The sequence below is a fragment of the Paenibacillus pectinilyticus genome, from assembly GCF_001700435.1.
GTDB classification, from domain to species: Bacteria; Bacillota; Bacilli; order Paenibacillales; family NBRC-103111; genus Paenibacillus_E; species Paenibacillus_E pectinilyticus.
Genome location: NZ_LYPC01000026.1, coordinates 40,194 through 63,604 on the forward strand (window position 1 = coordinate 40,194; position 23,411 = coordinate 63,604).

Genomic DNA, 23,411 nt, shown 5'->3' on the forward strand with positions numbered 1-23,411 from the left:
TCGGTCCTCACGTATAGCGATAAGATGAAGGTGTAAAGAACAACACCTATTGGGGGGATTACGATATGAAAAGAAAATTGAAGCTGACCGCTTTGTCGCTAGTCGCAGTCATGTTAACGGGGACGATGACCGCATGTTCATCATCCGAGAATACAGTAGATAAATCTTCTACTGCAACCCCAGCAGCTAGCGCAAGTACGAGCGCTACGAAAGATCCGTTTGAAATTGTGATGGCTATGCCGGTATTTGGAGCAATCCCAAAGGATATGCAAGCCGTTCAAGATGAAATCAGTAAAATCACGAAAGCAAAAATCAATGCAACGGTGAAAATCCTTCCGATTAGTATAGGCGCTTGGGCGCAACAAGTGAATCTGATGACGTCCAGCGGGGAAAAGCTTGATCTATTCTTTGAGTTCGGGCAAGGATATGGCCCTGATGTGGCTGCCGGCAAAATAATTGCGTTGGATAGCCTATTGGACAAGTACGGTCAAGATACAAAAAAACAATTTGAACCTGAATACTTGAATAGTACGAAGGTTAGTGGCAAAATCTACGGCATTCCTAACATCAAGGATTTCACTACGGCGGAATCTGGTGTTCTAATGAGGAAAGATTTGGTGGACAAGTATAAAATTGATGTCGCTTCTATCAAGAAAATTGATGATTTGGACGCCGTATACAAGACGATTAAAGATAACGAACCCAATCTAGCTGCGTTAGGATCAGGGTTATCTGTACCTTCTGATCAGTATCTTTGGTACGATAAACTAGGTGATAAGTATGGGGTATTGCCTGGATACGACAATGGTTTGAAGGTTGAGAATTTGTATGAAACAAAAGAGTATGAAGACTATCTGAAAAAAATGAGCAGTTGGTTCAAAGCTGGATTTATAAACAAAGACGCTGCTACGAGTCAGGTTCCCACGAATGATCTGATGAAAGCAGGTAAGATATTTTCTTACTTCATAACGAATAAACCAGGTGCACTAGTTGATGAAATCCGCACGTCGGGCAAAGAGTTAGTGTTTGTTCCGCTAATAACAAAAGCATATGCAACAACAAGTGATGTGCTTACGGGATTATGGACGATTTCCACCAATTCCAAGAATCCTGAAAGATCAATGATGTTCATGAATCTCATGTACTCAGATAAGGATATCGCGAATCTTTTATTGTGGGGCGTTGAAGGCAAGCATTATGTGAAAGCATCGGAGAATACGATCGATTATCCGACTGGCATCGATGCGAAGACGGTCGGATATGCCAATCAAGGTTGGTTAACTGGCAATTCACTCCTGGCTTATCTTTATAAAAGTTCACCTTCGGATAAGAATAAGATAATCATTGATAACAATAAAAATGCCATCAAATCGAAAGCGCTTGGCTTCTCCTTTAATTCGGAGCCAGTCAAAAACGAGATTACAGCGCTTAACAATGTGACGGATCAATATAAAAAAGGGTTGGAATCAGGAACGCTTGATCCTGCCGATAAGCTTCAGGAATTTAGAACGAAGCTGAAAGCTGCAGGTATTGATAAAGTTGTTGCTGAGAAACAGAAGCAGTTGGATGCATGGGCAGCTGAGAGTAAAAAATAAGAACGATGCCTGGTTCCATGTATATGGAACCAGGTTTTTTTTGTTCTACGCGACCCGCATAAGAAGTCGTTAAAATGTTATTGAACAAGTCGTGAGAGTGTTAGTGAGCGAAACGGATTGCCTTTATGATACAAATATAGACTTCTAGTTTGGTTATGAGAGGGGAACAACCATGTTTAAAGAAAATATTGACCGATCATGGGAATTTGTAAAGGGCAAACCATCTGTTATTCCGGGCATGAGCCAACCTGGCAAAATTGTTCATCTTCCACACGACTTTACCATCGAAACCGATACGTCTCCTGATGCACCTGGCGGCCAAGGAACGGGCTATTACGGAGGAGGAATCGGAACATATACGAAAGTACTGAATGTATCTGAAGAGCACGCCGGCAAAAGAGTTTTGGTAGAGTTCGACGGCTCTTATATGAACACGACCGTAGTGTTGAACGGACACACCGTGGCCAGACACCATTACGGCTACACACCATTCCATGCAGATCTCACGCCTTATGTAAAAATAGGGCATCCGAATCGGCTGTCAGTAACCGTTAACAACGCGGCGCAGCCGAATGCACGCTGGTACACGGGTTCGGGACTATATCGCCACGTTGATCTGCTTTGCGCCCCAAAGATGCATATAGCCCCTTGGGGAATTTTCGCTCATACATCGCATATTGTAGACGGGACGGCCTTTGTCATCGTGGAAACGACGGTGGAGAATCATACTGCGGATAACACAAATCTATGGGTGGACATCAAGTTTGAGAAGGAGTCCTGCGGTAGCTTAGCCGGTGTAGGAAGAGTCAAAGTTCATGTACCAGCAGGTGAAAAGTCCGTAGGACAAGTGAAGATCGCCGTTGAAAACGCCGACATTTGGGATATTGATTCGCCGAACCTTTACAAAATTACGGCTCAACTGAGCGATACAGAGACGGTTCTAGATAGAGAAAGCACCCAATTTGGTATTAGAACCATTTCCGTGGATACCAAAAACGGCTTTATGCTGAATGGCCGAACCGTAAAGCTCAAAGGCGGCTGCGTGCATCATGACAATGGCATCCTTGGTGCTGCGTCGTTTAAGGACAGCGAGTACCGCAAAATGAAAATACACAAAGACAATGGGTATAATGCCATCCGATTCGCTCACAATCCCATGTCAAGGGATTTGCTGGATGCTTGTGACCGTCTTGGGCTGCTTGTAATTAACGAAGCGTTCGATGTTTGGGTGATTGAGAAAAATACCCATGATTATAGTCAGTATTTTGAAGAGAACTGGAAGGAGGATATGAAAGCCTTCATTCTCCGTGACCGAAATCATCCCAGCGTCATCATGTGGTCTACCGGCAATGAGGTTCCAGAGCGCGGTGGGTTGTCGGATGGAAATAAGTGGTCTGCCAAACTCGCGGCTTACGTGCGTGAACTTGACCCAACCAGATTGATCACACACTCCTTATGCTCCTTTTTCGGCGGCCTTGACGATGATGATTCTGCGAAATTTTACGAGGGATTGTTTAAACAAGCGATGAACGGAGGAGGCTTACAAAATTTAGATACAGAATTTGGTAGGGGGATATGGGGAGATTATACGGAAACCTTTGCCGCTCCGCTAGATGTCGTTGGATATAATTATTTGAATTACCATTATGAAAATGCGCTTGATAATTACCCGAACCGTGTCATCTGTGGGACGGAAAGCAAACCGCTTGAAATGGATAAGTACTGGCATGATGTTGAGCGTCTTTCCCATGTTATCGGTGATTTCAACTGGACAAGTCACGATTACATAGGAGAAGCAGGTCTAGGGAAAGCAGAATATGTGGATCAAGATGAAGTTACCGCTACATCAAGGAGTATTCATATTGCTAATTATCCGTGGCGACTCGCAAGTGATTCTGATTTCGACCTTTGTGGCTTTGAACGACCACAACTTGCCTACCGTAGAATCGTGTGGGGCTCTAATGAAACCTTCATTGCATCGCGAAATCCTAAAAACTATGGTAAGTCAGAAGTTTTAGGCCGATGGGGTTGGCCAGAATGCGAAAATGAATGGAGCTGGGAAGGTCATAAGGGAAAACCAGTAGTTGTTGATGTTTATTCTGCTGCGGAGGAAGTAGAGCTGATCTTGAATGGAATGAGCCTTGGTCGCCAGCCTGCGGGAAGAGAGAACCGATTCACTGCAAAGTTTAATCTCACTTATGAGCCGGGAAAATTGGAAGCTGTAAGTTATACGGCTGGCAAGGAAATTTCGACTAATATCCTGACTTCTGCCGGGAAGCCTGTCGGGGTCCGTATAAAGCCTGATAAAAGAGAGCTTATAGCAGATGGTCAATCCTTATCTTTCGCGGTCGTGGAGGTCGTTGATGCAGAAGGGCGGCATGTTCCTACAGTCGAAATGAAAGCATCGGCCCAAGTAGAAGGGGCAGCTAAGCTCGCAGCTTTCGGAACGGGCAAACCGCAAACGACCGAAAACTATACAACAGGTGAATTTACTTCGTATCAAGGTAGATTGCTTGCGATCGTTCGTGCAGGTTACGAGCCAGGCCTGTCGGTTCTAACAGTTGACGTAGAAGGACTTGGCGCAGTCTCAATAGAGATTCCAGTAGGGAATATATTCAACTACACCACTTAAATAGTTTAACTATAACTTTTAAAATAAAGGAGCTCACCTACAATGTTATATCCTATCGTAACTGAATCACGTAGCGTAATTGATCTAAGCGGCATCTGGAGCTTTAAGCTTGACGCGGGCACAGGCTTTGAACAAGAGTGGCAGAATGCTCCTCTACAGGACACAATCGGGATGTCTGTGCCCTCTTCGTTTAATGATGCTGGAGTTACAGCGGAAATTAGAAATCATGTTGGCTGGGTTTGGTACGAGAGAGAATTCACTGTTCCGAGCTTGCTGTTTGCGGAGCGTAATGTTCTGCGATTCGGTTCGGCAACCCATTTGGCTAAAGTGTATGTCAATGGTAGCCTGGTTATGGAGCACAAAGGCGGTTTCACACCATTTGAAGCTGAGATCAATTCATTTCTACAAGCAGGTAAAAATCGTCTGACAGTCGCCGTCAATAACATCGTTGATGAAACGACGCTTCCGATGGGCAGCTATACAGAGACGGAATTGCCAGGAGGGGGCAAGGTTGTCAAAAACAACCCTTACTTTGACTTTTTCAACTATGCAGGGATTCATCGTCCAGTCAAAATTTATACGACACCAAGAACGTACATTAAGGATGTTGCCGTCGTTACAGCACTGAGTGCAACGACAGGGATCGTCGATTATGAAGTATCTATAGAGGGCAAAGCGGAATTAAAGGCTACTGTTTTCAATCAAGATGGTGAGACAATCGGAGTATCAATCGGTTCCTCAAGTTCCATCCACATCGAGAACGCCAAGCTATGGGAGCCTCTAGCTGCTTACCTGTACACGCTTAAGCTTGAATTGATTCAAGACGGACAAGTGATCGATGTGTATGAACAGCCGTTCGGCGTAAGGACGATTGAAGTGAAAGATGGCAAGTTTCTGATCAACAACAAGCCGTTTTATTTCAAAGGCTTCGGCAAGCATGAGGATACGCCAATTAATGGCCGAGGCATGAATGAAGCTGCTAATGTAATGGACTTCCAATTGATGAAATGGATTGGAGCCAACTCGTTCCGGACTGCGCATTACCCGTATTCGGAAGAAATCATGCGACTAGCGGACCGCGAAGGAATCGTCATCATTGACGAAACGCCAGCTTGCGGCTTGCACCTGAACTTTAACGTCGCCCCGTCAAGGGGGCCGCAGCGTAAAACGTGGGAAGTCCTCCAAACGCAGGAGCACCATGCAGATATCGTTCGTGAGCTGATTGCACGTGATAAGAATCACCCTAGCGTCGTTATGTGGTGTATAGCGAATGAACCGGCATCCGAAGAAGATGGAGCACTGGAGTACTTCCAGCCGCTTGTGGAATTAGCTAGAGAGATTGACCCGCAGAGAAGACCTGTCACTATCGTCAATATTATGATGGCTACGCCTGACAAGGATAAAGTTGCTGAGCTGGTTGATGTATTGTGCCTCAATCGTTATTATGGCTGGTACGCCTTTGGCGGAGAATTTGAAACGGCCAAGAGTATGCTGCGCAGAGAATTCAATGCTTGGACAGAGCGCTGCCCAGGTAAACCGATCATGATGACCGAGTATGGCGCTGATACGATTGCTGGGTTCCACGATGTCGATCCAGTCATGTTTACCGAAGAATATCAGGTGGAATATCTGCGTGCCAACCATGAGGTGTTTGATGAATTCGAGCATTTCATAGGGGAGCAAGTATGGAATTTTGCTGACTTCCAAACGAGCCAAGGTATAATTCGGGTTCAGGGGAATAAGAAAGGTGTCTTTACCCGTGATCGCAAACCGAAAATGGCAGCACACGAACTGCGGAGAAGATGGAAAGCGATACCCGATTTTGGGTATAAGGGGAAGGAGGGTTAGATTAAATAAATCGACGGAGGGGGTTCATCTTTTAGGACCTCCTCTTCAACTATTCATTAATAAAATCCCCAACTTTACCCCAGTAAAAACTTAAAAATGCCCCTTTGAGTTATGAACTTCCACCGCGTATAGTATCTTGTAATCGCATACATGTAGGGCTAAGATACTTCGGTAGCGCTGAGGTAACACGGCATGTACAATGAGAGGTAATGTCGTTAACCGAGGAAGGTTGTCATGGGACATAACAAATGGATCCAGAAAGCAAGTACACAACTTAAAAACATGAAGCTCCAAAGCAAATTTATGGCAGGCTACCTCATCGCGTGTGCGTTTCCTTTACTGGTGGTTAGCAGCATTATCTATAGTCAGTCGGCAGCCGGGTTGGAAGACTCCTCTCAGGAGTTCGCCGCGCTGTACACATCTCAGATCGAGAATTCGTTAAATGAACTGATGAAGGAGTATGATAAAGTAACCAAGTCCATACTCGTTGACAATGACCTTATTTCCAAGCTTGGGGAAGAACATAACATGTCTACGAATGAGTACATTGTACAGAAGTTTACAGTCCAGCGGGCACTGATGCGAGTAGCGTTGCTTAAATCTGAAATGAATAATGTCATGCTGATCAGTCGTGATAATAGCGTCTATCAGTATACGAATACAAGCAGCACGGTGAATGAGAGCGCTTTGTTGACCCAAGAATGGTACAAGAAAGCACGCAGCACTGGCGATACGTTGTTTATCACAGGTTTGCACGATCGATCATACTACGAGGATAAAGGCCAAGGGGCTTTAGTAACGGTAGGCCGGGTACTACTCAGTTCAGAAGGGGCATTTGCAGGCGTGCTTCTCATCGATTTGGATCCGTTTACACTGATGGAGTTAAATCATGAGTTCGTCTTAACGCGAGATAAGTATGGCATGAGTGTGATCATTTCTAAAGCTTCAGGCGAAACCGTCTACCATTCGGATGCCGCGAGCGGTCGAGTGCCCTGGATGCAGGTGCTGGAAGCAGGCAATGATTATACCAAAGACGTGAGCAGCAGTGATCGCATCGTGATTTCGGGAAGTACCCAATTGGGAAATCTGGTGATTAAGACCGAGATTCCCCGTGAGAAACTACTGCAGAAAATCAACAGGATTAAGCTGGTCACGATTATTTTGATCATCCTAGGATTTGTACTTACGGCATTGATTTCCTTTGCATTAAGCTTAAGGATCACCAAGCCAATTAAAGCGCTTCGCCGTAGCATGAAGCATGCGGAAACAGGGCAATATCTGCCCATTGAAAGTATTCAGGCCAATGATGAAATTGGAAGCTTAGTACACAGCTATAACAAGATGATTGTTGTTATTCGAACACTCATTGAAGACGTTTATATTGCGGAAATCAAACAGCGGAAAGCCAAATTCCTAGCCCTGCAGAATCAAATCAATCCGCATATGCTCTACAATACGCTGGAGTCGATCCGAATGAAGGCGCTGGTGAAAGAGGAAGAAGAGATCGCGGGCATGATCAAGATTTTGGCGAGAATGTTCCGATTGACTTTAGGCAAGGACGGCAAACAGCATTCGATCAAGCATGAAATTGATTATACGGTAAATTATTTGCAGCTTCAGAATATACGTTTTGCTGACAGCTTCCAGCTGGATGTTCGAATGCCCGAAGAGATGCAGCAGTGCAGTATCATTCCGCTTGTTTTCCAACCTATTGTGGAGAACAGTATTATTCATGGCTTTCAGGGCTATGAAGGAAGTATGCATATTGTGATTGAAGGTACGTGGACGGCAGATGGCGGAATTTGGATCCGCATTATAGATGACGGAATCGGTATGTCTAGAGAGAAACAGGATGAACTAAGTGCTATTCTAGAGGATGCGGTGTCGGACAAATATAAATTGGAAGAGACGGACAACGCCGAAGGTGGCGGATTAGGTCTGAAAAATATTGCAGAACGCATCACTTTACATTATGGGGACATGTATAAATTAACGGTTCGTTCGGGCGATGATCAAGGAACGACGGTCGAGATTCTCATTCCCAAATACTGAAGATGGCTATTAGACAGAATGGATGGGGAGGTACCTGAGTTGAAAATAGTCGTGGTGGATGACGAGAAGGGCATTGTTGACGGTCTCCAAAAAATGATAGGCCGCTACATTCCGGAATGTGAAATTGTGGGAGTGGCGTACAATGGCATGGAAGGCGCTAAACTCATACAAGAACGACAGCCAGACATTGTCATATCGGATATTCGGATGCCTCAAGCAGACGGTCTTTACATGATTCAGATGCTGAAAGAGCTAGGATGTCAGGCCAAATTTATTCTACTGAGCGGATATGCGGACTTCGAATACGCGAGGCGCGGCATGCAGTTGGGGGTTAAATTCTACCTTAACAAACCCGTGGAAGAAGAGGAACTTCGCGATTGTGTTTGTAAGGTCATGGACGTGATTCGGGAGGAACATGCCAAGCTCCAAGAAGTGGACGAGTTGAAACAAGAAGTGAATAGCCGTTTGATGGAAAGTGCCTTACGGGACATCATTGAAGGCGGCAGCGACCATACGGTACACGCGGAAGAACTGCTCCAAACCGCTCACATTCCAATGGATCGTACGCACTTTGTTTGCGCGCTGTTAGAGTTTGAAAGCAACATGGGTCCCATGATGGAGAGTGGACTAGATCCTGTGTTCCGCCACGTAGACCGCACGCTAGGACAGTATCAAGGCGTATTTCGCTTCCGGTATTTAGGTTCTCAGGTGGCGATGATTGTTACACATGATCGTGCGATTGCGTATGAGGAATTAGTCCGCGACATTCAACGACTCAAAGATGCGCTGTTTCGCGAGTTGAAATTATCCGTGACAATCGGGATCGGTACGGTGATAGAAAAGGCGGCGGGCATCCATATTTCTTTTGAAGAAGCACGTCACTCACTCAGTTACAAAATTGTTAAGGGCTCAGGTGCCGTTATTGCTTATCCGGATATTCTAACCCTGTCAGGCAAGCGGCAAGCCGTTCCGGAAGACATGATTAACAAGCTGGAAGCCTGCCTTGACAATATGGATGAAGAGGCTTGTGTGGGCGCAATCCGCGAGATCTTTCAGTGGTTGGAAGAGGAGCGTGAGCTGAGCCCCGTAGATCTCCAGCTTCAGTGTTTAAACATTCTTCTGTCCAGTGCACGTAAGCTATCCTTGGAGCAATTGCAGCAAAATGACTTTTTGGGGCGTAATCTCCTCATCCTAGATGGTCTTTCCCGGTACCTGACATTAGATCGGATGGAAGCATGGATGAATCAAATGATGAAAGGGATTATCGCATTTAAATTAGAGCATAATATCTCGAAGAAAAAGGATGTTATTGCCGAAATTAAGGACTACGTGTCCAAACATTACGCTGAATCGATCAGCTTGGCTGAATTGTCTGCCCGGTTTTATATCAATCCCTATTATTTGAGCCAGCTCTTTAAGCAAAAAACAGGCGATACCTATCTGACCTTTCTGGCTCAGACAAGGATCAATAAATCCAAAGAATTGCTGGAAAAGACGGATTTAAAGGTGTATGAAATCTGTCAAATGGTCGGCTATTCCGATTCGCAGCATTTTGCCAAGGTGTTCGAGAAACTGACAGGCTGCAAACCTAGTGAATACCGTAAGAATCCCCCCATTCCTTGAAAGTGAGAAGTCCTTTCGCCGTTCCTGAGGTGGAAGGACTTTATTCTTATCTATAAAATGACCTTGTCGAATCTTAAAAACGTCCCTTTGAGCGGCAGTCACGGTGCGTGTACACTTATGGAAGCGAATACAGTGTACACAACAACTAGACGCTGAAAGGAGAGTTAAATTGAGAAGTAGCTATGTTGAACGAATTAAGGTGTTCTGGCCGCTCTATGTGATGGCCATTCCAGGTATCATTTTTCTCGTTATTTTCAAGTACATCCCGTTAGTGGGCTCGGTGATCGCTTTTAAGGATTATTCCGTGTTCAAAGGGTTTATCGATAGTCCTTGGGTAGGCTTCAAGCATTTTGATAAACTGTTCCATTATCCGGATTTCGGTCGCGTGTTTGGAAACACATTAATTTTGGGCTTTTTGAAAATTGTGCTGGTCTTCCCGATTCCGATTCTACTGGCGCTGATGATGAACGAAGTTCGGAAAGCAGCGCTCAAGAAGGGAATTCAAACCGCACTCTATATTCCTCACTTTTTATCGTGGGTCATCGTGTCCGGTATCGTGTTTGATATCTTCTCCTTAAGCGGATTATTCAACATTGTCCTAGGTTGGTTCGGTCATGAGCCACTTTTGGCTATGCAAGACAGCGCTTACTTCCGCCCTGTTTATGTGCTGACTGCCATTTGGCGAGATGCTGGGTGGGGAACTGTCGTCTATATGGCCGCGATCAGCGGCATCGATCCTCAGTTATATGAATCAGCCATGATGGACGGCGCATCGCGCTTCAAACAGATTCGTCATATTACATTCCCGTTGCTTCTGCCAACAGTGCTTGTCCTCTTCCTTTTGGAAATCGGAAATTTCTTGGACTTAGGCTTCGATCAGGTCTTCAATCTCTTGACGCCAATGACTTACAGCGTAGGAGACATTCTCGATACGTATGTGTACCGTACAGGTATTCAGCAAGCGCAGTACAGTTTCGCAACAGCCGTTGGGTTATTCCAGTCGGTTATCGGATTTATTCTGGTATACATGTTTAATCGATTGTCGAAAAAAGTATCAGATGGGGGTCTGTGGTAATGTTTGAATCTAGGGGAGAAAAAGCATTCGTAGCAGGCATCACAGCCCTTCTTCTGCTATTATCGTTCATTGCACTCGTGCCGCTGCTATCCGTCCTCTCCATTTCGTTTAGCTCGAAGGGTGCGGTTGTGCAAAATCTGGTATCCATCTGGCCGAAACAGTTCACCTTGGATTCCTGGAGCTACATTATTGAGCGTCCTGACTTGTGGAAGTCATTCTTCCTCACGCTAGGTTCAACCGTGATTGGTACGGTGTTGGCCCTACTCATTACAGCTTTGCTTGCTTATCCGCTTTCGAAGAAGGAATTTCGCTGGGGTTCAGTGATCATGATTGGGGTGGTCATTGCGATGATTTTCAAAGCACCGATCATTCCTTATTTCCTTACTGTACGCGGTATTGGCTTATATAATAATCCATTGGTCCTAATTGTACCGCATATCTTGAATCCATTTAATCTGATTATTATGAGATCGTTCTTCAAAGAGTTTCCGAAAGAGCTCGAAGAAGCGGCCTTCTTGGAAGGCAGTGGTTACTTCCGGATGCTATTCCAATTCGTCCTTCCGCTGTCCAAAGCCGTCCTTGCAACACTAGCTTTGTTCTACGCGGTGGTTATTTGGAACCAGTTCCAGACGCCATTATTGTTTCTCCAGAACGTGGATTGGTTCCCGCTGCAAATGAAAATCCGCCAGTTCATCACGGATGACAACACAATTCTACCGGGTGCTGCTTCCATGGTTGATTTTAACTTTAACGAACGAACATTACGATCAGCGACGGTTATCTTCGCAATTATTCCGATCATTGCGGTGTATCCGTTCTTGCAAAAGTATTTCGTCAAAGGAGCCATGATCGGCTCTGTCAAAGGATAATTTCTATCGGAATTAAGGCATAATGAGCACAAACAAGACATCAAGGGGGAAACATTCGCATGGTTATCAAAAAAATAGGGGTACTCGCATTAACAGGAGCACTTGCAGCTACCGTTCTTGCGGGCTGCGGCAGCAATACGGATAAAAACGCTGCATCTTCTTCACCAGCTGCAGGACAAAGTGCAAATGCGGAGGGAATCGTTGATCTTGAGGTGTGGGATGGCAACACGGGCTTCAAACCGATTACCAAAGGCAGCAAGCTCTATGACTTTTATAAGGAAAAGCTGGGCGTTGGCGTTATTCAACCGTATGTGGAATGGAACGGCGGCACCAACTATTTGAACCAGCTGAATTTGAAGATTGCAGCGAACGAAATGCCGGACTTGTTCCAACCCGTACAGGGCATCGAAGACAGCTTGGCTAAGAACGGTGCGATCGCTGATTTGACAGATCTTTTGCCGAAGTATGCACCAAATGTCATGGCGGTTATTCCGAAGGAAGTGTGGGACGTGGTGAAAGCCAACGATCCTACGGGACAAGGAAGAATTTATTATATCCCGAGTATCGTGGACTATGGCAGAGAAACTGGCTTGATTCGCAAGGATTGGCTGGATAAGCTGAATCTGCCCATGCCGAAGACGCAAGATGATTATGTGAAGGCGCTTGAGGCATTCCGAGATAAGGATCCGAACGGTAATGGACTCAAGGATGAACTCCCAACTGGTGGCCGCGAACAAGCGGCTTGGATGGATCATTTATTCGCGATGTACGGTGTAGCGATGTTTGAAGGTAAGCCGGATTGGGATGTTTACGACGGCAAGCTGACCTACTCGGCGGTTACTCCGAATATGAAAGCTGCTCTAGAGTTTGTTGCTAAGCTATATAAAGACGGTCTAATGGATAAAGAATCGCTCTTGAACAATAAGGCGAAATGGGAAGGTAAGAATGATTCCAATCTGGTTGGGAATTACTTCCATTGGGAAGAGTCGGTCTTCGAGCGTTTGGAAAATATCAACAAAAACAAAGGGGTAAAAGGCGACTACTCCGTCCTTCCGATCCCAGAGGTACCGGGCTTCAAAGGCTTCTATACGTTAAAGAAGATGGGTCCTCCTGCTTGGGTTGTGAAAAATACCAAAGATCAGACGAAGCTCATGGCATCGTTGAAACTGTTGAACAATATGTATGACAAAAAGAATTGGAATACATTATTCCTCGGCGTTGAAGGTATGCATTACACCATGAAGGATGGCAAAGCGACCAAGCTGCCAGAAGACAAAAGCACACAAGAGAATCTGGCGATTAACCCGTATCTGTATTTCGCTACTGCAGACTTCTCAGCAGATCTATATAAAAGCACAACGTCGGAAGATCGCAAATGGGCCGTGGACCAAGGTATTCGAAATATTACGGAAGCTCAGAAATATGTCAAAACGATTGCTGGTGACGGTATGCCAGCTAGTGTCTACGAAGGCTTCGCTGACATCAACAACCGTACGCTGTATGTGGAATATGCAACCAAGATTATCCTTGGTCAATATCCGATTAGCAAATTTGATGAGTTCGTAGACAAGTGGAACAAATCAGGCGGTGAAGAAGTCACGAAGCGTGCTAATGAGTGGTATGCGAAGGTGAAGAAGTAATTCTATTGTGTGAATGTAGTAGTTAGGAGCAGCCATATTGATAGGGCGGCTCCTTCTCTATATCAGTATCAAACATGCAGAGACAGTTATAAGTAATGGGACGCCACCCAAATAAATATAGAGGTGAATAAATCATGATATACGTAGGAACGAATTACCACCCCCATGACTGGCCACGCGAACGTTGGCCGGAGGATATCCGCTTAATGAAGGAATCAGGATTTAACTTAGTACGTCTCGGACATCTGTGCTGGGACAGCTTCGAGCTTTCGGAAGGCAACTACAACTTCGGTTGGTTCGACGAGGTTATGGACTTGTTCGCAGAGGCAGGGTTCAAAGTCGTTCTCGACATTGCCACCCGTCCAGCCCCGACTTGGCTGCATAAGAAATATCCAGCTATCCAGCTAGCCGACCGGAATCGGAATCCGCTTCTAGCGGTGCACCGTTACATGGAGGATGTGGGTAACCCGACCTTTCAGGAATACGCGTACCGATTCGCTGAGACGCTGACCAAGCGGTATGCGGGGCATCCAGCGTTGCATGCATTTGGTTTGTGTAATGAGGTAGGCAGCGGAATCCCGACATTCTCGCATGAAGCACGTGATCGGTACGTGCAGTGGCTGAGAGCCAAATACGGCAGCGTGGAAGAATTGAATGTGGCCTGGGCCGCACAAAGGTGGTCCCGTAAACTCAATAGCTTCGAAGATGCGGAGTTCCCAGTTGCTGGGGAGATCAACGGAGCGCCAGAACGAATGCTGGATATGCGGAGGTTCTTCTCAGATGAGCAGCTTGGCTATCTATATGGTTTAAGCGAAATCGTACGGAAGAATGCCCCGCAAGCACGTGAAACGACGAATCACTGGGGGGAAAATCCCGTACTCGGCTTCGATTATTTGAAAGGCTATCATCAAATTTTTGATTTGCCAGGGATCGGATTTTACCCGGGTGTCAATCCAGAAGATCGGAATGCGTTGTTCGGCGCGTGCCTTCACATGAACCATCGCATCAGCGAAAAGGATGAGCCGATTTGGTGTCTGGAATTCCAGACGGGGTCCTTCGGTGCCTATGCACCTCCGAAAGGTGTTCTTCGCATGTATGCATATTTATCCTTATTATTCCGCTCGGAAGCGATATGCGCTTGGACATGGCGATCGATGCTAGGGGGAGAGGAGCAGTACCTGTTTGGACTCCTCGATCATGATGGTCTGCCTGGAAGAAAACTAGACGAATTCCGTCAATTCGCTCATGAGATGGAGAAGCTGAAAGCGATTGGCCTGCCGTATCTTCCTAAGCCGGAAGTTGCGCTAGCCTATTCTTTCGAATCGTTCAAAGTGTCCGAGAATCAAAAAGGCTATTATAAAACGACCTATATGAATCAAGTAATGCAGACGTTCCAAGCACTTGGTGAGGATAATGTGGACTGTAATGTGGTAAACCTTCGCCAGATCGAGAAGGATTACAAGCTGTTGTTAGTTCCTGGTCACTGTATCATGGATGAAGCTTCCGCGCAGACGATCAGGGATTTCGTCGCAGCAGGCGGAGCGGTCATTATGACAGCTTATTCAGCCAAAGTGGATGAGCACAATACAGTGTTTGGCACGACGATGCCGGGCAGACTTAGCGATGTTTTCGGAATCCGGGCGAATGCGTTCGAGCGCCCAGTCTACCATTATTCGGATTCGAATGAGGGTGGACTCCAGAAGCAAAAAATGAATATTCGACGTGAAACGCCTCAAGTTAAATTTAACGATAACATCATCGATTTTCCGATTGATTATTATGAAGTTTTGGAGCCATCTACGGCTGAGGTTTTGGCCACATTTACGAATCTAGACACAGAGTTGCCCGCTGTTAGTGTGAATGCCTACGGAAACGGGAAGGCCGTGTATGTGGCTGTTCCAGCTCATATAGAACTTATGCAAGCATTATTGAACCATTTCTACACAGAGCTTGATGTGCAAAAGGGACCAGAAACACCACGAGGTGTAACCGCGCGGCAGGTCGGTGACAGTGTGTTGTATGTAAATACAACGTCTTCTGAACAGCATATACCCCTTACCGTATCGGGACGTGGTAAGTTAACGGGCCGGGTGTACGAGACCATGCTACAGTTGGATCCCTATGGGGTGGAGGTCATTGTTGGGGAGGAAACGAACCATGGCGACTAAAGGGCAAGACTGGCGAACAGAGCAATTCCGACTTGGTGTCTGTTACTATCCAGAGCAGTGGCCAGAGAATTTGTGGGAAGACGATTATCGCCGCATGAAGGAGCTTGGCCTCTCGGTCGTCCGTGTGGCCGAATTCGCGTGGTCCATTTTCGAACCGGAGGAGGGACGCTTCGAGTTTGACTTGTTCGATCGGGCGATTGATCTCGCGCACCAATACGGCTTGCTCGTCATTATGAGCACACCGACCGCGACACCGCCAGCTTGGCTGACAGCCAAGTACCCGGAGGTGTTGAATGCCAAACAGGATGGGACGGTTTACCAACATGGACAACGTCGACATTTCAACTACAACGCGCCGATCTATCATGAGCTGTGTGCACGAGTTGTCACGCAGTTGGCGGAGCATTACAAAAACCATCCGGCCGTGGTAGGCTGGCAGATCGACAATGAGCTGAACTGTGAGGTCAATACCTTTTATTCAAAAGCAGATCATACGGCATTTCGAGTCTGGCTGCAGGAGAAGTACGGTAGTTTAGATGCCTTGAACCAAGCATGGGGCGCGGTGTTCTGGAATCAAACCTATAGCGATTGGTCGCAGGTTCATTTGACCAGACCTACTCCGACCAATTCGCCAAATCCGCATCAAGCGCTCGATGAGAAGCGATTCTTCTCGGATAGCGCGATCTTCTTTGCCAAGCTACAATCAGATATTTTGCGGGAAAAGGCACCGAACCACTGGGTCACGACGAACGGGATGTTCGGTCACTTGGATAGCCATCAGATGATGGATGAATCGTTGGATGTTTTTGCTTATGACTCTTATCCGAACTTCAGCACAATCCTGCCGGATAAAGGCGATCGACCGCTGCTGGACCGCAAGTGGAGTCTGAATCTCAGTGCGGCACGCGACGTTTCGCCGAATTTCATCATCATGGAACAGCAGGCTGGGCCAGGCGGTTGGGTGAATCGGATCGAAATGCCTTCGCCGAAGCCAGGCCAGATGCGGCTTTGGACGTATCAATCCATCGCGCACGGCGCGGATATGGTGCTCTATTTCCGTTGGCGAACGGCGACGAAGGGGACGGAGATTTATTGGCATGGTCTGAATGATTATCATAACCGGCCGAATCGCCGATTAGAAGAAGCGGCTCGCGTTGGCGAGGAGTTGAACCGGATTGGTGCGCAGCTGCTTGGCACAACATATCAAGCGGATGTCGCCATACTGAAAGACTATGACAATGAATGGGACGGAGAGCTGGATGTTTGGCACGGACCTCTGACGGGGAGGAGCATCAGCGGCTGGTTCAAAGCACTGCAGCGTCATCATATCCCGACGGATACTAAGTACATGCGTTCTTCAACAACCTTGGCGGAATTAGCCAAGTATCGCCTGCTCATTTATCCACATCCAGCGATTATGCCAACGTCGACAGCAGCGCTGCTGTCAAAGTACGTCGAAGGCGGCGGGACGCTCGTGCTCGGCTGCAGAAGCGGCTATAAGGATGCGACAGGCCAATGCTATATGCAGCCGTTCCCTGGACCGCTTGCCGAGTTGTGCGGTATCGAGGTGGAGGACTTCACGCTGGTTGGGCCGTTCCAACAGCTGCCTGATATCAGTTGGCAAACCGGGGCCGTCCTCCAAGGCGATGCTTTCGTAGATATTCTGCATGTTACTTCGGACAATGCTGAAATCTTAGCCTCCTATGCTTCTGACTACTATGCGGGGAAACCAGCGCTTGTACGGAATAAGTACGGCATGGGGAACGCCTATTACTACGGCAGTGCTTTTACGGAAGAGGCCGCAGGTGCACTCATCGCTGAGCTGGGACTTGTGTCCCCAGCTGCGAAATGGGCGGAGCTGCCGGAAGACGTAGAGTTGGCGATTCGTGTGCAAGAGGGTACGGATAAACGGTATGCCATTTTGATGAACTATGGGCATGAAGAACGGATGATCACCTTTCTAACACCGAAACGGGATATGCTCACAGACACTGATCTTCATGGCCTAGTGATGATGAAGGCTTTTGATGTGTATGTAATCGAGATTTAATAGAGAAGGGGTGTAATTCTTGCAAACCATTAATCGTGAAGCACTCGTGCGCCGCCACAACCCTGTTGTACGAAGCTTTGATAAGTTTTCCTCGCTAACGGTGGGGAATGGGAATTATGCCTTCACTGTTGATGCGACAGGTCTGCAGACTTTCCCTGAGCTCTATGAGAATGGCGGGGTTGGACTGGGGCACTTGTCGAATTGGGGCTGGCATACGTCTGCTAATCCAATGGGCTATGAGGTGGACAAATTTCCGAAAACCTCCTATCAAACGTTCAGTGGTAGAGAAGTTGAATTTCCATATATGCCACGCGGAGAAAGCAGCGAGGAATATCGTTGGCTGCGTATGAACCCTCATCGTCTGCATTTGGGGGCAGTCAAATTCCTCCTAACGCTTCCCTCTGGTGAGCCGGCCGTGCTAGAGAACTTACAGGAAATCGAACAAACCTTGGACCTCTGGACAGGTGTGATCTCCAGCCAATTCTCTTTATCCGGCGAAACGGCCTCGGTAGTGACCTGCTGTCATCCGGAAGAAGACATGCTTGCCATCCGTGTTAAATCTAATCTCTTGTCGTCAGGGCAGCCGAAATTGGCCGTGCACTTTCCATATGGGTCAGCATCCTTTGGCGGATCAGGCGCGGTATGGGACCGCCCAGAAGCACACCAGACGGAGATCATGGCAGCAACGGATCGCTCTGTACGCTTCAGTCGAACGCTGGATCAGGACAGTTATTTCGTCACAGCCGAATGGTCCAATGGCACACTTACATGCGATTCATCTGACCCTCATCTGTATGCACTTACTTCAGATAGCGATGAAGTAACGTTCGTGATTCGATATTCGAAAGAGGAACTAGCTGCTACGCTTCCTGACTTCGAACAGGTCCTATCACACTCAACGAATCATTGGCTTAACTTTTGGAACAGCGGCGCTGCCGTAGAACTGGCAGAAAGTCAGGACATGCGTGCCCATGAGCTGGAACGTCGCATTGTGCTCTCGCAATATTTGACGGCCGTGCAGTCGTCCGGATCGCTTCCGCCTCAAGAGACGGGACTAACGATGAATAGCTGGGCTGGTAAATTCCATCTGGAGATGCATTGGTGGCATTCCGTGCATTTTGCGTTATGGAATCGACCGGAGCTGCTCTCGAATAACTTGGGCTGGTATCAGGAGATACTCCCCAAGGCGCAGCAATTGGCACAGTCTCAAGGCTACGAAGGAGCCCGCTGGCCAAAGTGTGTCACGGATGAAGGCATCAATGCGCCTTGCTACATCGAGCCTTTTCTGATTTGGTAGCAGCCACATCCCATCTACTTCGCTGAACTGCTTTATTCGGTTGGCAAGGATCGTGAAACCTTGGAACGGTTTAGTGACATCGTCTTCCAGAGCGCAGCGTTCATGGCTTCCTTTGCAGAGTGGGATGACAACGGTAAGCGCTATGTTCTGGGGCCGCCTCTTGCACCCGCACAGGAACTCTTTGATCATGCTGTTACGATGAATCCGACCTTCGAGCTTGCATACTGGGCGTTCGGACTCTCCGTGGCAATCCAATGGCGAGAACGACTTGGATTAGCTCCTGTGGAGAAGTGGAATCACGTTCTAGAACACTTGTCTCCGCTGCCTGTATCGGAGGGTCTGTATGTGGCTGCCGAAACAGTTCTTGATACATTCAGCGGTCGAACAGGCATCGACGACCATCCGACAATGTTAGCGCCCCTAGGTATTTTGCCCGGCCTAATGACAGATACAGAGACGATGCAGCAAACACTTCACGAGGTCATGCGTGTCTGGGAGTGGAAGGACACATGGGGCTGGGATTACCCGATGATGGCCATGACAGCAGCCAGGCTGGGGGAAGGGCATCTTGCCGTTGATCTGCTCCTAATTGACCGGACGAAGAATACGTATTTGCCGAACGGTCATAATTTCCAGACGGACAGATTACCCATTTATCTGCCAGGCAATGGAGGCCTACTGACGGCCGTTGCCATGATGGCAGGCGGTTGGCTGGAAGGTCCTGAGACAGCCGCTCCGGGATTCCCACAGGATGGGACGTGGACAGTTCGTTGTGATGGAATGAATAAAATGCTGTAAGCCATTTCGAAAAACAGTACGATGCCGAGTATGGTCATTGTACTGTTTTTTTTCATTTTTAACTCGAATCTTATCTATAAAATGACCCTGTAGAAACTTAAAAATGCCCCTTTGAGAGGCAGGCCCCTTAGAGAGTACACTTTATGTAAGCGAATACAACAAGTGAATGACTTAGCGAATATACGAGATGTAAGCGAATACAGCAACTAGACATAGAGGGGGACTAACGTGTACAAAGGTAAACTTCAAATGAAAGTATTCTGGCCGCTCTATGTGATGGCCATTCCGGGTCTCATTTTTCTTCTTATTTTCAAGTACATCCCATTACTAGGCTCAGTGATCGCCTTCAAGGATTATTCCGTGTTCAAAGGGTTTATCGATAGTCCTTGGGTAGGCTTCAAGCATTTCGACAAGCTCTTCCATTATCCTGATTTTACCCGTGTGTTCAGTAACACATTAATTCTAGGATTTTTGAGAATTGTACTGGTCTTCCCGATTCCGATTTTACTGGCGCTGATGATGAACGAAGTTCGGAAAGCTGCGCTGAAGAAAGGGATTCAAACCGCGCTGTATATCCCACACTTTTTATCGTGGGTCATCGTGTCCGGTATCGTGTTTGACGTCTTCTCCTTAAGCGGATTGTTCAACATTGTCCTAAGTTGGTTCGGGCATGAGCCCATTTTGGCCATGCAAGACAGCGCTTACTTCCGACCGGTTTATGTTCTGACTTCCATTTGGCGAGATGCTGGTTGGGGAACTGTCGTCTATATGGCCGCCATCAGCGGCATCGATCCACAGTTATACGAATCGGCCATGATGGATGGGGCCTCACGCTTCAAGCAAATTCGTCATATTACGTTTCCACTGCTTCTGCCAACAGTGCTTGTCCTCTTTCTTTTGGAAATTGGAAACTTCTTAGACTTAGGCTTCGATCAAGTGTTCAATCTATTGACACCTATGACGTTCAGCGCAGGAGACATCCTCGATACGTACGTGTACCGAACTGGTATCCAGCAGGCACAATATAGCTTCGCAACAGCGGTTGGTTTGTTCCAATCGGTCATCGGTTTCATTCTGGTGTATATATTCAATCGGCTGTCCAAAAAAGTTTCGGATGGGGGGTTGTGGTAGTTATGTTTGAATCTAGGGGAGAAAAAGCATTCGTAGCAGGCATCACAGCCCTTCTTCTGCTATTATCGTTCATTGCACTCGTGCCGCTGCTATCCGTCCTTTCCATTTCGTTTAGCTCGAAGGGGGCGGTTGTGCAAAATCTGGTATCCATCTGGCCCAAGCAGTTCACATTGGATTCCTGGCGTTACATTATTGAGCGTCCTGACTTGTGGAAGTCTTTCTTCCTCACACTAGGTTCAACGGTGATTGGTACGGTGTTGGCCCTACTCATTACAGCTTTGCTTGCTTATCCGCTTTCGAAGAAGGAATTTCGCTGGGGTTCAGTGGTCATGATTGGCGTGGTCATTGCAATGATCTTCAAAGCACCGATCATTCCTTACTTCCTAACGGTGCGTGGTATTGGCTTATATAATAATCCGTTGGTTTTGATCGTACCGCACATCTTGAACCCATTTAATCTGATTATCATGAGATCCTTCTTCAAAGAGTTCCCGAAAGAGCTCGAAGAAGCGGCCTTCTTGGAAGGCAGCGGTTACTTTCGGATGCTGTTCCAATTCGTCCTTCCGCTCTCGAAAGCCGTACTTGCCACACTAGCTTTGTTCTACGCGGTGGTTATCTGGAACCAGTTCCAGACGCCTTTATTGTTTCTCCAAAACGTGGATTGGTTCCCGCTGCAAATGAAAATCCGCCAGTTCATCACGGATGATAACACGATTCTACCGGGTGCTGCTTCCATGGTTGACTTTAACTTTAACGAACGAACATTACGATCAGCAACGGTTATCTTCGCGATTATTCCGATCATTGCCGTATATCCGTTCTTGCAAAAGTATTTCGTCAAGGGAGCCATGATTGGCTCTGTCAAAGGATAATTCCTATCGGTTTTAAGGCATTCAGCCTAGAACATAGCATGTCGATTTCAAACAAGGGGGAAATAAAGCATGGATATCAAAAAAATTGGGGTATTAGCATTAACAGGAGCTCTTGCAGCTACCGTGATTAGCGGATGTAGTAGTAATAAGGATAATGCGGGTGCTACTGCCTCTCCTGCAGCGCAAAGCGCAGCACCAGGAGTGAGTGCTTCACCTAAAGCAGAGGAAATTGTTGATCTTGAAGTATGGAGTGGCAACACGGGTTTTAAACCTATTACCAAAGGCAGCAAGCTCTATGACTTTTATAAAGAAAAGCTTGGCGTTGGCGTTATCCAGCCGTATGTGGAATGGAATGGCGGCACCAACTATCTGAACCAGCTGAATTTGAAAATTGCGGCGAATGAAATGCCTGACTTGTTCCAACCCGTGCAGGGGATCGAAGACAGTTTGGCTAAAAACGGTGCGATCACTGATTTAACAGATCTACTGCCGAAGTATGCACCGAATGTGATGGCGGTGATTCCGAAAGAAATGTGGGACATTGTGAAAGCAAATGATCCTACCGGAAAAGGAAGAATTTATTATATCCCGGGTATCGTGGACTATGGTAGAGAAACGGGCTTAATTCGTAAGGACTGGCTGGATAAGCTGAGTCTACAAATGCCGAAGACGCAAGATGATTATGTGAAAGTACTTGAGGCTTTCCGAGATAAGGATCCGAACGGCAATGGACAGAAGGATGAGCTTCCAACGGGCGGCCGGGAGCAAGCGGCTTGGATGGATCATTTATTCGCGATGTACGGTATCGCCATGTTTGAAGGCAAGCCGGATTGGGATGTCTACGATGGTAAGTTGACTTACTCTGCAGTTACTCCGAATATGAAAGCTGCTTTGGAGTTCATCGCTAAGCTTTATAAAGACGGTCTAATGGATAAAGAATCCCTTCTGAATAATAAGGCGAAATGGGAAGGCAAGAATGATTCTAACCTTGTAGGAAATTACTTCCATTGGGAAGAGTCGGTCTTTGAGCGCTTAGAGAATATTAATAAAAACAAAGGCGTGAAAGGTGACTACTCCGTCCTGCCGATCCCAGAAGTTTCAGGCTACAAGGGCTTCTATACCATGAAGAAGATGGGTCCTCCTGCTTGGGTTGTGAAGAACACCAAAGATCAAGCGAAGCTGATGGCGTCACTGAAGCTCCTGAACAACATGTATGACAAGAAGAATTGGAGTTCGTTATTCCTTGGCGTTGAAGGTATGCACTACACGATGAAGGACGGCAAAGCTACGAAGCTTCCAGAGGATAAAAGCACACAAGAGAATCTGGCAATTAACCCTTACCTTTATTTTGCTACTGCAGACTTCTCAGCAGAACTATACAAAAGCACGACGTCGGAAGATCGCAAATGGGCTGTCGATCAAGGTATTCGTAACATTACAGAAGCTCAGAAATATGTTAGAGACATTGCAGGTGACGGTATGCCTGCTGGTGTCTATGATGGTTTTGCTGATATTAACAACCGTACGTTGTATGTGGAATATGCAACCAAGATTATTCTTGGTCAGTATCCAATCAGTAAATTCGATGAGTTCGTAGACAAGTGGAACAAATCAGGCGGAGACGAAGTTACGAAGCGTGCTAGAGATTGGTATGCCAAAGTAAAAAAATAAGATGTCGAAAGGGCTCCGATGCAGATCGGACCCTTTTTTATTATTATTAATAGTTGCAATAACACCCTATTTAGCATAAGGTAAAATTAG

At 46.8% G+C, this 23,411-nt stretch carries 15 protein-coding genes; all 15 read left to right on the forward strand.

Annotated features, from left to right (window positions below; translation table 11 throughout):
- Positions 1–65: 65 nt before the first annotated feature.
- The 15 genes from A8709_RS20840 (at position 66) to A8709_RS20905 (ending at position 23,321) form a co-directional block, all read left to right on the forward strand.
- A complete protein-coding gene (locus tag A8709_RS20840) occupies positions 66–1,595 on the forward strand; it encodes an ABC transporter substrate-binding protein (RefSeq protein WP_065854741.1) in 1,530 nt (509 codons plus the stop codon).
- Between the two features lie 172 nt (positions 1,596–1,767).
- On the forward strand, positions 1,768–4,227 hold the full coding sequence (locus A8709_RS20845) for a glycoside hydrolase family 2 TIM barrel-domain containing protein (protein WP_065854743.1): 2,460 nt from the start codon (positions 1,768–1,770) through the stop codon (positions 4,225–4,227).
- A gap of 42 nt (positions 4,228–4,269) precedes the next feature.
- Positions 4,270–6,075 carry a beta-glucuronidase gene (gene uidA / locus A8709_RS20850; RefSeq protein ID WP_065854745.1) on the forward strand — a complete coding sequence of 602 codons (1,806 nt, stop codon included), beginning with the start codon at positions 4,270–4,272 and terminating at the stop codon, positions 6,073–6,075.
- A 234-nt stretch (positions 6,076–6,309) separates the two neighbouring features.
- Positions 6,310–8,127: a cache domain-containing sensor histidine kinase gene (locus A8709_RS20855; RefSeq protein WP_065854747.1), complete on the forward strand. Its 1,818-nt coding sequence runs from the start codon at positions 6,310–6,312 to the stop codon at positions 8,125–8,127.
- 39 nt (positions 8,128–8,166) lie between these two features.
- A complete protein-coding gene (locus tag A8709_RS20860) occupies positions 8,167–9,750 on the forward strand; it encodes a response regulator transcription factor (RefSeq protein WP_065854749.1) in 1,584 nt (527 codons plus the stop codon).
- A gap of 220 nt (positions 9,751–9,970) precedes the next feature.
- Positions 9,971–10,825 carry an ABC transporter permease gene (locus A8709_RS20865; RefSeq protein WP_141692612.1) on the forward strand — a complete coding sequence of 285 codons (855 nt, stop codon included), beginning with the start codon at positions 9,971–9,973 and terminating at the stop codon, positions 10,823–10,825.
- The gene (locus A8709_RS20870) at positions 10,825–11,694 is read left to right on the forward strand and encodes a carbohydrate ABC transporter permease (RefSeq protein ID WP_084225237.1); all 870 of its coding nucleotides are present in this window, start codon (positions 10,825–10,827) and stop codon (positions 11,692–11,694) included. Before A8709_RS20865 ends, A8709_RS20870 begins: the two co-directional genes overlap by 1 nt.
- Before the next feature lie 59 nt (positions 11,695–11,753).
- Complete coding sequence (locus tag A8709_RS20875) at positions 11,754–13,334, forward strand: type 2 periplasmic-binding domain-containing protein (RefSeq protein ID WP_065854755.1); 1,581 nt, start codon at positions 11,754–11,756, stop codon at positions 13,332–13,334.
- Between the two features lie 134 nt (positions 13,335–13,468).
- On the forward strand, positions 13,469–15,502 hold the full coding sequence (locus tag A8709_RS20880) for a beta-galactosidase (RefSeq protein WP_084225238.1): 2,034 nt from the start codon (positions 13,469–13,471) through the stop codon (positions 15,500–15,502).
- A complete protein-coding gene (locus A8709_RS20885; protein WP_065854757.1) occupies positions 15,492–17,552 on the forward strand; it encodes a beta-galactosidase in 2,061 nt (686 codons plus the stop codon). The genes A8709_RS20880 and A8709_RS20885 overlap by 11 nt, the downstream gene beginning before the upstream one ends.
- A 19-nt stretch (positions 17,553–17,571) precedes the next feature.
- Positions 17,572–18,849 (forward strand): hypothetical protein, encoded by a 1,278-nt coding sequence (locus A8709_RS35210; RefSeq protein WP_244163272.1) that lies wholly within the window; start codon positions 17,572–17,574, stop codon positions 18,847–18,849.
- Between the two features lie 60 nt (positions 18,850–18,909).
- Positions 18,910–19,647: a hypothetical protein gene (locus A8709_RS35215; protein WP_244163273.1), complete on the forward strand. Its 738-nt coding sequence runs from the start codon at positions 18,910–18,912 to the stop codon at positions 19,645–19,647.
- Between the two features lie 249 nt (positions 19,648–19,896).
- Complete coding sequence (locus tag A8709_RS20895; protein ID WP_065855124.1) at positions 19,897–20,778, forward strand: ABC transporter permease; 882 nt, start codon at positions 19,897–19,899, stop codon at positions 20,776–20,778.
- A 2-nt stretch (positions 20,779–20,780) separates the two neighbouring features.
- Positions 20,781–21,650: a carbohydrate ABC transporter permease gene (locus A8709_RS20900; RefSeq protein WP_065854759.1), complete on the forward strand. Its 870-nt coding sequence runs from the start codon at positions 20,781–20,783 to the stop codon at positions 21,648–21,650.
- 69 nt (positions 21,651–21,719) lie between these two features.
- Positions 21,720–23,321, forward strand: coding sequence for a type 2 periplasmic-binding domain-containing protein (locus A8709_RS20905; protein WP_065854761.1), 1,602 nt, complete (start codon positions 21,720–21,722; stop codon positions 23,319–23,321).
- Positions 23,322–23,411: the final 90 nt, after the last annotated feature.